The 12,207-nt window shown below is 64.5% G+C and carries 12 protein-coding genes; 3 read left to right on the top strand and 9 right to left on the bottom strand.

The window, feature by feature from the left end; translation table 11 throughout:
- Positions 1-31: 31 nt before the first annotated feature.
- The gene (locus tag ACAty_RS04490; protein WP_004871222.1) at positions 32-634 is read right to left on the bottom strand and encodes a peroxiredoxin; all 603 of its coding nucleotides are present in this window, start codon (positions 632-634) and stop codon (positions 32-34) included.
- A gap of 124 nt (positions 635-758) precedes the next feature.
- Here ACAty_RS04490 and ACAty_RS04485 point away from each other — a divergent pair, with 124 nt between their 5' ends.
- From ACAty_RS04485 to ACAty_RS04475, 3 genes are all read left to right on the top strand, one after another.
- Positions 759-1,121, top strand: coding sequence for a DsrE family protein (locus ACAty_RS04485; RefSeq protein ID WP_004871220.1), 363 nt, complete (start codon positions 759-761; stop codon positions 1,119-1,121).
- A 117-nt stretch (positions 1,122-1,238) separates the two neighbouring features.
- The gene (fdxA, locus tag ACAty_RS04480) at positions 1,239-1,562 is read left to right on the top strand and encodes a ferredoxin FdxA (RefSeq protein ID WP_004871218.1); all 324 of its coding nucleotides are present in this window, start codon (positions 1,239-1,241) and stop codon (positions 1,560-1,562) included.
- Complete coding sequence (locus ACAty_RS04475; RefSeq protein ID WP_004871217.1) at positions 1,559-3,247, top strand: ABC transporter ATP-binding protein; 1,689 nt, start codon at positions 1,559-1,561, stop codon at positions 3,245-3,247. Before fdxA ends, ACAty_RS04475 begins: the two co-directional genes overlap by 4 nt.
- A 16-nt stretch (positions 3,248-3,263) precedes the next feature.
- On the opposite strand, the gene ACAty_RS04470 is transcribed toward ACAty_RS04475, so the two are convergent.
- From ACAty_RS04470 to ACAty_RS04435, 8 genes are read right to left on the bottom strand one after another with little or no spacing between them, the layout of a single operon-like run.
- Positions 3,264-5,309 carry a transglutaminase family protein gene (locus tag ACAty_RS04470; protein ID WP_238323815.1) on the bottom strand — a complete coding sequence of 682 codons (2,046 nt, stop codon included), beginning with the start codon at positions 5,307-5,309 and terminating at the stop codon, positions 3,264-3,266.
- A complete protein-coding gene (locus ACAty_RS04465) occupies positions 5,293-6,288 on the bottom strand; it encodes a hypothetical protein (protein WP_014002544.1) in 996 nt (331 codons plus the stop codon). Before ACAty_RS04465 ends, ACAty_RS04470 begins: the two co-directional genes overlap by 17 nt.
- Positions 6,285-7,208: an AAA family ATPase gene (locus ACAty_RS04460; RefSeq protein ID WP_004871210.1), complete on the bottom strand. Its 924-nt coding sequence runs from the start codon at positions 7,206-7,208 to the stop codon at positions 6,285-6,287. The genes ACAty_RS04465 and ACAty_RS04460 overlap by 4 nt, the downstream gene beginning before the upstream one ends.
- A complete protein-coding gene (gcvPB, locus tag ACAty_RS04455; protein WP_004871209.1) occupies positions 7,202-8,632 on the bottom strand; it encodes an aminomethyl-transferring glycine dehydrogenase subunit GcvPB in 1,431 nt (476 codons plus the stop codon). The genes ACAty_RS04460 and gcvPB overlap by 7 nt, the downstream gene beginning before the upstream one ends.
- A 3-nt stretch (positions 8,633-8,635) precedes the next feature.
- Positions 8,636-9,979, bottom strand: a complete 1,344-nt coding sequence (gene gcvPA / locus ACAty_RS04450; protein ID WP_038471668.1) for an aminomethyl-transferring glycine dehydrogenase subunit GcvPA — start codon at positions 9,977-9,979, stop codon at positions 8,636-8,638.
- Positions 9,980-10,366, bottom strand: a complete 387-nt coding sequence (gene gcvH, locus ACAty_RS04445; protein ID WP_004871205.1) for a glycine cleavage system protein GcvH — start codon at positions 10,364-10,366, stop codon at positions 9,980-9,982.
- Positions 10,350-11,495: a glycine cleavage system aminomethyltransferase GcvT gene (gene gcvT / locus ACAty_RS04440; RefSeq protein WP_004871204.1), complete on the bottom strand. Its 1,146-nt coding sequence runs from the start codon at positions 11,493-11,495 to the stop codon at positions 10,350-10,352. The genes gcvH and gcvT overlap by 17 nt, the downstream gene beginning before the upstream one ends.
- Positions 11,492-12,205, bottom strand: a complete 714-nt coding sequence (locus ACAty_RS04435; protein WP_004871201.1) for a HugZ family pyridoxamine 5'-phosphate oxidase — start codon at positions 12,203-12,205, stop codon at positions 11,492-11,494. The genes gcvT and ACAty_RS04435 overlap by 4 nt, the downstream gene beginning before the upstream one ends.
- Positions 12,206-12,207 lie beyond the last annotated feature (2 nt).

Genomic DNA, 12,207 nt, shown 5'->3' with positions numbered 1-12,207 from the left:
GAGCTCGGCGATCAATGCCACGATTGGCGGCTCAAAGCTCCTTGGCGTGCTTGGCCAGGAACTCGGCCACGCCCTCGGAGCTCGCCCTCATGCCGGGCTTGCCCTTCTCCCACTGCGCCGGACAGACCTCGCCATGTTCCTCGAAGAACTGCAGGGCATCCACCATACGGATCATCTCATCGATGTTCCGACCCAAAGGCAGGTCGTTGACCACCTGGTGGCGCACTATACCTTGACGGTCGATGAGAAAGGACCCACGCAAGGCCACACTATCGTTGATGAGCACGTCGTAGTCGCGGGCAATGCTCTTGGTCAGATCCGCCACCATGGGAAACTCCACGGCACCGATGCCGCCGGCGGACTCTGGCGTCTTTTTCCAGGCAAGATGGGTATAGTGCGAGTCCACGCTGCAGGAGACGACCACCGTATTGCGCTTTTTGAATTCGGCCAGACGATGGTGGAAGGCAAGAATTTCGGAAGGACAGACAAAAGTAAAATCCAGGGGATAGAAAAACAGCACCGCATACTTGTCGTGAATATACTGAGAGAAGTGGAATTGCTCCTGAATTTCGTTGTTGGGCATTACCGCCGGGGCGACGAAATCCGGTGCCTTTCTGCTGACCAATACTGCCATGGATACTCTCCTTGCCATTTTTTGGGGAAACCATTTATAGCGCAAACGGCAGCGTTTGTCTCCCTTGCGGCGGCAACAACATCAGGTTAGTCTAATACACTTACGCAACCTCCAAGGAGCTCCCATGGCACACTTCTTTGTCAACGTCACCCACGGCGCCAACGACCTCGATCGCGCCACCGTCGGCATGGTCCTGGCCAAGAATGCCCTTACCGAGGGCCATGAAGTTACCCTGTTCCTGAGCCTCGATGGGGTGCACCTGGCCCGCGGCGATGGCTATCTGGACGGGCTGCAGGAACCCACCTTCCCGGCCCTGAAAGCATTGCGGCAGGCGCTGGTGGATCAAGGTGCGCGCATCTGGATCTGCGCCGGCTGCTTCAAGAAGCGCGGCCTCGAGGCGGAGCACTTCATTCCAGAGGCCAAGATGGTGAGCGCTGGCGAGGCCATCCAGACCCTGGCCAGCGGGGTGATCCCGGTCTATTACTGACCTTCGGGGCGCACACCTCGCCCCAGGTGATGCGCCGCGGGCAACCCTTGGGATAGAATGACGGGCTCGCCCGGGTTGCCGGTCCGGGCCCAGGCCCATGCTCAGGAGTTTCCATCCATGACCTACGTGGTTACCGAGTCCTGTATCAAGTGCAAGTACACCGACTGTGTGGATGTCTGTCCCGTGGACTGTTTTCGCGAGGGACCCAATTTTTTGGTGATCGATCCCGATGAGTGCATCGATTGCACCCTCTGTGAGCCGGAATGCCCGGCAGAGGCCATCTTCCGGGACGATGACCTCCCCGAGGGCCAGGAAGAATTCCTGGAGATCAACGCCCGCCTGGCTAAAACCTGGCCCCCCATCATCCAGAAAAAGGCGGCACCGGCGGATGCCGACGACTGGGCCAAGGTAAAAGACAAGCGCGCTCTCCTGGAAGAGTGAACGCTCCGGCGCCCGGGGCGCTGCACTCGCCGAGTTTTCGGCGCCTCATCCGCCTGCTGCGACCTCACCGCGGCGCCATCGCCGGGGCCATGGTGCTCATGGCCATATCGGGCCTGGCCACCGGCGCCCTCGCCTATTACATCAAGCCGGTCCTCGATCGCATCTTCATCGACCGGCAGGCCCAGATGCTCCTCTGGTTGCCAGCGGGAGTCGTCGTGATCTACGCCGTCAAGGGCCTCGCCGATTATTTTCAGGCCGTGGTACTTGCACGCATCGAGGAACAGATCCTGCGCCAACTGCGCGAAGCCCTGTTCCACCACACCCTGCGTCTGCCCTTGCGCCAGATCATCCAGCAAAGCCACGGCGCCACTCTGTCGCGTATGAGTCTCGACCTCACCCTGCTGCAGCAGGGTCTGACGGTACTGGCGCGCTTCTTCCTGTCGGCCTTTCAGATCCTCGCGCTCATCGCGGTGGTGCTGTACATGAGCTGGCAATTGGCCCTCATCAGCCTGGCCACACTTCCCCTGGCCTTTTACCCCTTGATCCGCTTTGGTCAGAAACTGCGCCAGCGCGGGCAACATCAACAGGTGCAGATGGGCGAGATTCTGGACCAATTCTCCCAGAGTCTGCGCGGCATCGAGGTCATCAAGACCACCGGTGCCGAGAGCTTCGCGGCACGGGGATTCCACGAACTGGCCGAGCGCTACTATCGCCTGATGATGCAGATGGTGCGCATCCAGAAGGCCAGTGTGCCGGTGATGGAGATGATTGCGGCCCTGGGCATTGCCGCCATCATTTACCTCGGCGGCAGCCAAGTGGTCAGCGGGGCCATGAGCGCCGGTGCCTTTTTCAGCTTTCTTGCGGCGCTGGGCATGATCTACGAACCGCTGCGGCAGCTGTCCTCGGCCAACAATCAGCTGCAACAGGGATTGTCCGCTGCCGATCGCCTGTTTGCCTGGCTCGACCAGGATCCAGAGCCGGAAACGCTCGACACCGACAAGACACCGCTTCCCTCCTGGGGTCACTGGCAATGTCGCGGTCTGCAACTGCGCCTCGGCGATGAACTGGTGCTGCGCGGCCTGGACGTGGATATTGCACCGGGACAGACCGTTGCCCTACTCGGCCGAAGCGGCAGCGGCAAGACCAGTTTCGTCCGCGTCCTGCTGGGCCTGATTCCGCCCACGGCCGGCAGTATCCGGCTCGGGGGAAAAGATCTGGAGCAGCTGTCCCTCGCCGCCTATCGCCGCTGCTTCGCCTTTGTTGCCCAAGAACCCATCCTGTTTTCCGGAACGGCCCTGGAAAACATCAGCTTCGGCGATCCCGAGCCAGATCGCGCACGTGCCGAACGGGCGGCGCGTTCTGCCCATGCCTGGGATTTTTTGCAGGCCCAAGGCGGGCTCGATGCCGTCATCCAGGGTCAGGGCAGCAACCTTTCCGGTGGGCAGCGGCAACGCCTTGCCATTGCCCGCGCTCTGTATCTGGAGCGCCCGGTCCTCGTCCTCGACGAGGCGACCAGCAATCTCGACAGCGAGAGTGAGGAGCGCATCGCCGAGACCATCGAGGCCCTGCATGGCCAGAAAACCATCATCATCGTCGCCCACCGCCCGCGCACGACCCGCCTTGCCGATCAACGCATCTATCTGGAAGGCGGTCGACGCCTGGAACACGCTCCCAGCGAAGACTGACCGCAAGGGCTTTGCGCTACTGCGGATCTGCGCTCGGATGGCGGCGAATGGCCCTTAGCCCACGCTTCAAGGCCAAATCTCCGGCACGGTCGGCTCGCGGTCCGTAGCGTTGCCGACGAATGAGTTCTACCAGCGCCTGCCGCTGCGGCGCTGGGATCGACCTTTGCGCCAGGGCGACGAACTCCGTGCCCGGTCGGGAGTCCCCAAAACCGGCCCGCGCCAGTCGTCGGCGCGCGCGCTGCTGCCAGAACTCGACGCCTCTCCTGCCAATCCGGCGCCATACCAGGGCAAGTATGAGCACCATGCCCGCCACCGTCAGCAGTCCCAAAGCCCGTAGCGTGTCGTGACCACCGTGCTGCCAGAGGGTGGGCATCTTCCGCAGTTTTGGCGTCTGCCAGTGGGCAAGGCCCTGCAGCACGCTGCCCCCGGCAGACCAGAGGCTGCGCTGCTTGGCAGGCGTGAGTTGAATCACCCAGTTGAGCCACTGCCACTGCAGCCAGTTCCACAGGGAATCGGTGCCGGACAACGCCCGGTCCCGGCCCGCCGCGGCAGCGCCCGCCGTGGTACCGCTGGGTGCCGCAGGGGTTGCGTCGAGGCGGACCCAACCACGCCCCGGTAGCCAAGCCTGTACCCAGGCATGCGCCATGTTCTGACGCACCACCCAAAAAGCGCCCACCGGATTGTATTCACCGCCCCGATACCCTACGACCACGCGCGCCGGCACACCATCGAGGCGCAACAGCAGGGCCAAACCGGCAGCGTAGTATTCGCAGTAGCCTTCGTGGGTTCGCAGCAGAAAATCGCTAAGACTCTGCCCATGGGGATACGCTGCCGGCGCCTTCAGGCTGTAGCGGAAGTCGGCGGTGGCAAACCAGTGCAGTATGTGGGCAACACTGGCCCCGGCATCGGCACCGCGCAAGCGCCGGGCCAGGGCAAGCACCTGCGGATCCACCCTGGCTGGCAATTGTAGGGCGACCTTGCGCAAGGAGTCCGGTAAGGTGGAAGCCCCAGTGTCGGGGCTTGCCAATGCCTCGTAGCGCAGTGGCTCGTGACTCGGCTCGCGCAGACGCCAGGCCCCATCGGGCAGACGCTCCACGGGGCGCGAACTCTGCACAGACTGCATCTGCCCCAGACTGAAGAGAAACTCATGCTCCCCAGAGCTCAGTAAAATAGTCTCCCGCCACGAGGCCCCGCCCAGTCGGGGATCGGCTTGCTGCACGCCGGCAAAATCGGACCTTGGCGGCAGTCCACGACTCCAGTTGGCGCCGCCATCGTCGCGCCAGAGAATGGCCCCTTGCCAGTAGAGCTCGGCGGGAGGTGGAACCGCACCCTGGATGCGCGCGCGAAAGGCAACGGCCGGATCCAGACTGAGTTCGCGGATGTCACGGGGATCTAGCCTTGCCTGAAAACCCGATACCGCCGTGCCCGCTGCCGCTCCCCAGTGCCACAGCGGCGTGGGGGTGCGCGGCAGCAGTAGAAAGAAGAGCGCCAGCACCGGGAGCAACAGGAACATGAAGCCCAGGTCGAAAAGGACCAGGCGGCGCAAGGGTACGAGCTGCTCCCGGCTGGAACCGACGACACGGGCAAGTTGCCCCCGACAGGCATCCCAGTAACCCTGCCAGAGCAGCGCCAGAGGAACGAGCAGCACCTCCAGCAGCAGATAGAGCCCGAGGGAAAGATCGACCCGCAGCCAGGCGGCAATGCCCAGACCCAGCAGGACCAGGGCGGCGACTTGATAGACGTCGCGCAGTTCGCGCAGCTCCAATGCCTTGAAGGTCAGGGCAAGGATGAGGATTTGGCTGGCCATGACCAGCCAGTTGCCCAGACCCGCCACAGCGACGGCCACCAGCATCAGGCTGAGGAGGGCGACGAAACGCAGGCGCCCGGACAGCGGAAAAGGACGCTCCGAGGGGCCTGCCCACAGGCTCCAGAGCGTTGCTGGCAGCCACAGCAGCAAGGGCCATTGCAGGGCATCGCTACCAATGGCCAGAAACAGCACGAGGGCGATGCCCGCCACGAGCGCGGGGGGAATCCGGCCACGCCCGTCAGGACGCACGCGCACCCCGCTGCCACGCCGACAGTCGTGACCAGGGCGCTGCTGCGCGCCGGCGATCCACCGGTGGGTAAGGAGGCAAGGGCCTTTGGCGCGCCAGTGCTTCCAACGCGCGCAGCTGCCCTTGCCCGGCACGGCCATCCACGGAAAAACCCGGCAAGCGCAGGCTCCACGCCCGACCTTCGGCCACGGCGCGATCCAGGCCGGCACGCAAAGCCCGCAGCCGTTCTTCCGTATTCCATGCCGCCAGCGCCGGTGCATTCCAGTCGAGGACCCAGACTTCCTCGTCCGCATCCCGCTCCCGCACCACGACCGGAAGATAAGCCGCCAACCCGATCTCCGGATCCCGCCAGACGCAGCGCCGCCACAAGACGCGCTGGAGCGGTTCGCGCTCCTCGCGGGGACGCAACCAGAGCAGATCCCCCTGCCCTCCAGCACCATGGTCCAGCTGTGCACCATCCACGTCCTGCGTTGGCAGCGTGACATCCCAGCGGCTGGGCGCCGGGGCAACCCAGGGCCAATGGGCGCTGGGGATGGCACGGTAGCGTCCCCGCCAGACGAAGGCGAAGGGAAAGGATGAGCCGAGCAGCAGGTCCGGCAAAGGCGGTTGGCCGCGCTCCGCGGCCGTCCAGGGCAGGGAAATGGACACCGTCGTCCTTGCCCCCAGGTACGGCCAGGAAACCCGCGCCGGACCAAGCTGAAGCTCCAACAGCCACGCCCCCCAAGGCCGGTCATTGCGCAGCTCGATCTGCAGCACCGCCGCCTCACCTGCGTTCAGCAGCTGGCCGGGAGGGACGTGCACATCGATCCGCCAGAGATTCAGCAGAGCCGCCAGACCCGAGAGGATCATGATGGCGAGCATCAGGGAGACCAGGAGAAAGAGGATATTGTTGCCGGTATTGACGGCGGCGAAGCCCACCGCCACGGTAAAAACCACGAAGACCTTGCCGGCACGCGACAGGCGTACCTCGCGCGGCGGACGACTCACGGCCCGAAACCCCAACACTCCTGCATCAGGGCAACGGCCATCTGCGCTGCCGAGCCTGGTTCCCGCAGCAGCAGACGATGGGCGAGCACGGGCAGCGTTACGGCACGCAGATCTCCCGGCTCGACAAAATCGCGCCCATCCAGAAAGGCCCAGGCCTGCACCATGCGCCGCAAGGCCAGCAGTCCCCGCGGCGAGAGACCCAGGCGGATACGCCCATCGCCACGACTGCGGTGCGCAAGGTCCAGCAGCATCTGCCGGATCTCCGTGCTCAGGAATACCTGGCTCACCGCCTGTCGCCAGACCTGCACGGTGACGGCATCGGCCACCGGCGCGAGCGCATCGACGCGCGTGAGTTCCCCCGCCAAGAGGCGAGCCTCCGCCGCCGCCGAGGGGTAGCCCAGGGAAAGAATGATGCTGAAGCGATCCAGCTGACTTTCCGGAAGGGGGAAGACCCCTTGATGTTCCATGGGATTCTGGGTGGCTATGACAAAAAAAGGATCCGGCAGCGGATAGGTCTGGCCATCCAGGGATACCTGTCCCTCGGCCATGGCCTCCAGAAGCGCTGACTGCGCCCGGGGCGAGGCCCGATTGATTTCGTCCACCAAAACCACGGAGTGGAAAATGGGCCCGGGGCGGAAAACGAACCGCCGCGCGTTGGGATCGAAGGTCGTGCCTCCCAAGATGTCGCCCGGAAGCAGATCGGAGGTCATCTGAATGCGCGCGAAGGCAAGACCCAGGGAGCGGGCCAGGGCCAGGGCCAGGGTCGTCTTGCCCACCCCCGGCAGGTCTTCCAGCAGGACGTGACCATCCCCCAGCAAGGCAGCCACCACCAGGCGCAGGGCCCGTTCCTTGTCGAGAACGGCGGTAGCCAGCTGCTGCAGAAGCTCCTTCGGGGAGCTTGCGGTCTGTGCGCTCAGCATCGGCCTTGGACCAGTTCCAGATGGCGTGCCGCCCAGGCCTCATCCAGGCGTCCCACCGTCAACTGGTGCGGGGCATCCTTGAGCAGTTCCGGCTGCTCCAAAGCCTCCTGCCGGATCTGCGCCATCACCGCGACAAAACGATCCAGCGTCGCCTTGCTTTCCGTTTCCGTTGGCTCGATGAGCAGGCATTCCGGCACGAGCTGGGGGAAATAGATGGTCGGCGCGTAGATGCCAAAATCCAGCAAGCGCTTGGCCACATCCAGGGCGCGCACACCCGTTTGCTGGCGAAGGTCCTCCACCGTCAGCAAGAACTCGTGACTGGCGCGGCGCTGCGGAAAAGCGGCTCGATATCCCACTCGCTGCAACTCCTTGAACAGATAATTGGCGTTGAGGACGGCGTAGGCAGAGACGCGATGTGCCCCGCTGCCACCCAGGCGCCGCAGATAGGCCTGGGCACGCAGCAGGACTCCGATATTGCCGGCATGGGCGCTGAGACGCCCAATACTCTGGGGACAATCGACGCGATCGAGCCAGCGCCAGCTACCATCCGCCTCACGCTGCACCCGCGGCAGAGGCAGGTATGGCTCCAGATGGGCGGCGGCAGCCACCGCGCCCGAGCCGGGCCCACCGCCTCCATGGGGAGTGGCAAAGGTCTTATGCAGGTTGAGATGCATGACATCGAACCCCATGCGCCCTGGTGCCACCCGTCCCAAAATGGCATTGAGATTCGCGCCATCGTAATAGAGCAGCGCGCCAGCCTGGTGGACCCGTTCGGCGATGGTCTCGATCTGGCGTTCGAAGACCCCCAGGGTGGAGGGATTGGTGAGCATGATCCCGGCCACATCCGGACCCAGCTCACGCTCCAGCGCGGCCAGATCCAGATCGCCGTCGGCACGGGTGGGTAGTTCGGTGACCGTGAAACCCGCCATGCGCGCGCTGGCCGGATTAGTGCCGTGGGCGGCGCTCGGGATGAGCATGCGCCGACGCCCAAGGTCGCCGCGAGCATGGTGATAGGCGCGGATCATGGCGACGCCCGCCAGCTCACCCTGGGCGCCCGCTGCCGGTGTCAGACTCACGGCCGCCATCTGAGTGAGCTGTGCAAGACCATTTTGCAAATCCCAGAGCAGGTGCAAAAGACCTTGCTGTGCGGACGCGGGCGTAGCTGGATGGACGCGAGCGAAACCGGCCAGATTCGCCAGACGATGGGCTATCCGTGGGTTGTACTTCATGGTGCAGGAACCCAGGGGATAGAAGTGGGTATCGATGGCAAAATTCTTCTGACTCAGAAGGGTGTAATGACGCAGGGCCTCCAGTTCACTGGGATTGGGCAGGTCGAGGGGCTCCTGCCGCCGATAGGCCGCGGGGATGTCCACCTCCGGCGGCGTCGCATCGCGCCGTTCGCTGAGATGAAAAATCGTATCCATGACTCAGTGCTCCAGAAATCGGCCAAGCGCCGCGCAGTAGGCATCGATGTCTTCGTCCGTCACCATCTCGGTACCAGCGATGAGCAGATCACCAGCCTCGCCAAGGCCCAGATCTGCCAGAGGTACTCCAGCAAGGATTCCGTCCGCCAAGAGCGCATCGCGCAGCTGGGCGGCGGGCTTGGGGAAACGCAGCACAAATTCGTTGAAGAAGGGCCCATCCCAGACACGCTCCACACCCTCGAAACGCAGCAGGGCAGAGAGCAAGGCACTGGCTTTTTCGTGACTCTGGATGGCGGCCTCCTGTAATCCGCGAGCGCCCAGGGTAGCCATCGCGATGGTCGCGGCTGTCACCATCAAGCCCTGATTGGTACAGACATTACTCGTTGCCTGACCACGGCGAATATGCTGTTCGCGCGCCTGCAGGGTAAGGCAATATCCGACCCTGCCGGATCCATCGCGGGTCCTCGCCACGAGCCGCCCCGGCATCTGCCGGACCATCCCCCGGCGACAGGCAAAGATGCCGCAGTAGGGGCCACCGCCACTCAGGGGAATCCCCAGGGCCTGCGCCTCACCGACCACGATATCGGCACCACCCTCACCCCAGAGGCCGGGCTCCTTCAGCAGGGCAAGGCTCAGCGGCTGAACGACGGCAATGCTCAGCAGGCCCTGTGTCTTGGCCCAGCGTTGCAGAGCGTCGACATCCTCCAGAAGACCCAAGGCATTGATCTGCGGAATGATGAGGGCAGCGGCATCGGCCGGGGCCTGCGCCGGTACTTGCATAGTGCCCCGATGCGGATCGACGTCCATCTCGATGCAGCGGATGTTCTGCAGAGGCAGCAGGCTGTCCAGCACCTCACGCCAATTGGGTAACAAGTGCTTTGGCACGAGGATGCTGCGCCGCTCCGGCCGCAAGCGCAGGGCCATGAGACAGGCCTCGAAGAGCGCACTGGCACCATCGTAGAGGGAGGCATTGGCGACCTCCATCCCAGTCAGCCGGCAGATGTAGGTCTGAAACTCAAAAATGACCTGAAGCGTACCCTGACTTGCCTCCGCCTGATAGGGCGTGTAAGCGGAGTAGAACTCACCGCGTCCAATGAGCTCCGCTACGGTGGCGGGAATGTGGTGGGCGTAGGCGCCGGCCCCCGCAAAACAGCGCAGGAGCGGCTGAGCTCCAGCCAGCGCCTCGAACTCCCGCGCCAGGGCCATCTCCGAGAGCCCCTCGGGTAAGCCCTGAGGAATACCCTGCAGGTGCTCCGGAATCTCGTCGAAAAGCGCATCGATGCTGCCCGCATCGATAGCCGCCAGCATCGCCGCCGTCTCCTCCGCGTCGTGGGGGATGTACGGCATTTACTGCCCCTCGATAAGCCGCCGGTAACCTGCCGCATCCAGCAGCTCGGCGGTGGAACCGGGCGGGGCTTCCAGCACCATGAGCCAGGCGCGGCCATAGGGATCTTCATTGAGCCATTCCGGGTGCTCGCTGAGCGCCTCGTTACGCTCCACCACCACCCCCGTCAGCGGCGCGAAAAGATCGGAGGCGGCTTTGACGGACTCGAGTACACCGCAGCTCGTGCCCGCCTGGACCTCGCGACCGCTCTCTGGCAGTTCCACGTAGACCAGGTCACCCAAGAGCTCCTGAGCGTGATGGGTGATACCGACGCGGTAACGACCGGAGCCAAGATCTTCCACCCACTCATGGGTCTCACTGTAACGCAACTGCTCAGGTATCGTGCTCACGTATCCGCTCCTCGACATCGTGACAGGGGCGGCCGCGCCGCCAGAAAGGGGGTTGAACGACGAGGGCGACGTGCTCCCGCCCCCGAAGGGATACGAAGACCGTGGCGCCGAGTGGGGTGTCGGACGTCAGGCGCGCCAGGGCGATACCACGGCGCAGGCTCGGGGCAAAAAGTCCGCTCGTAACCTGTCCGAGGGGAAGGCCCTCGCGGCTTGAAACGGCACAACCCGCACGGGCAATGCCATCCTTCAGGATAAGCCCGCGCAGGGCCTGCCTAGCCCCCTGAGCGCGCTCGGCGGCCAGGGCCGACCGTCCCAGGAACTCCCGCTCCGGGTCACGCAGATCGACGGTCCAATCGAGGTTGCTGCGTGCCGGACTGTCGGCGACGGTCATATCCTGTCCATAGAGATTCAGCCCAGCCTCGAGGCGCAGACTATCTCGGGCTGCGAGTCCGGCCGGCTTCACCCCCGCGGCGACCAGGGCGTCCGCCAGGCCCAGCAGCCGATCCCCAGGCGCGATGATTTCGAAACCGTCCTCGCCCGTGTAACCGGTGCGCGAGAGAAACAGTTGGTCGCGTTCCAGGGTACTGAAGGGTTTGCGCTGCAGCAACTCCGGGAAATCCAGCACTGCGGCCAACTGCCGAGCCGCCACGGGCCCCTGGCAGGCGAGAATGCCAAGGTCTGGACGTTCCTGAATTTCTGGGGCAGCGCGCTGGGAACCGGCCCACCGACGCGCAAGGCAGCGCAGATGAACCGTATCACTCTCGGCACGCGCCGCGTTGAGCACCAGACGATACTCCCGCGCGGTGCGCCGGGTAACGATGAGATCGTCGAGAATCCCTCCATCCTCCTGCACCATGACGGTGTAAAGCGCCTTGCCGTCCTGTCCGTCGAGACGGGCGACATCGTTGGCCAAGGCATAGCGGAGGAAGTCCCTCGCCTGCGGTCCGGAAACGTCCAGAGGCCGCATGTGCGATACGTCGAAAAGCCCGGCGGCTTCCCGCACGGCGGCATGCTCGGCAAGCTGGGAACCGTAGTGCAGGGGCAGCTCCCAGTCGGCGAACTCCACCATGCGCGCACCCTGGGCCAGGTGCCAGGCGCGCAATGGTGTGGCTCGCGCCGCCACGGTCATGGGTGTGGACTGCGCGCCTGTCGCGCCATGGCCACCAGCTGCTCACGCCACTGCATGGGCGTTGCCACTGGGCTCGGAAAATCCAGGCGCAACCGTTCGGAACCGCAGCCCAGATCCATACCCTCGGCGTCCAGGGCCAGAAGCCGAACCGGCGCCCCAGCCGTCTGTCCCGAGGCCATGCGCCAGTAATCGGCGAGGGCATCGCCGTGGTCAGCGTTCATGTGGGCGACGGCCGCCGCCTCCTGCAGTTCCAGCTCCCGCGCCACCGGCAGGAGAAAGTCGGTCTCGCTCTGGAGCCAACCCATGCTGCCAAAACCCCCGATCCAGCGCACCCGGGCACATTCCAGACGATAGAAGCGAAAATCGGGCATGTCGAGGTAGGACTCGGCGCCCGGCAGCAGGGTCATCAGCCGCCCCTCCAGCGCCGGATCGGGGTCGGCACGAGCGATGCATCCGAGAAAGGTCGCACGCGGCAGGGCCATGAGATCGGGTCCATCTTCCCAGACCAGGAGCGAGGCGCGCTGATCCGCGGCCAGATCGTGGCTGTGCACCGCCAGGTCCGAAAACAGAAACCAGGGCCTTCCTTGCTGATCGCAGGCATAGTGCACCACCGACGCGTAGGGCACTCCGTCGCCGGCAGCGAGGGTAGCAACGGCTCCCCGATAGTGGGCGCGCAGGAAACGGCGAATGCTCTGACCGCTGCCGTCCATGT

Source organism: Acidithiobacillus caldus ATCC 51756 (assembly GCF_000175575.2).
GTDB lineage: Bacteria > Pseudomonadota > Gammaproteobacteria > Acidithiobacillales > Acidithiobacillaceae > Acidithiobacillus_A > Acidithiobacillus_A caldus.
Note: the sequence above shows the minus strand (reverse complement) of the source record. Positions and strands in the feature narration are given on the sequence as shown.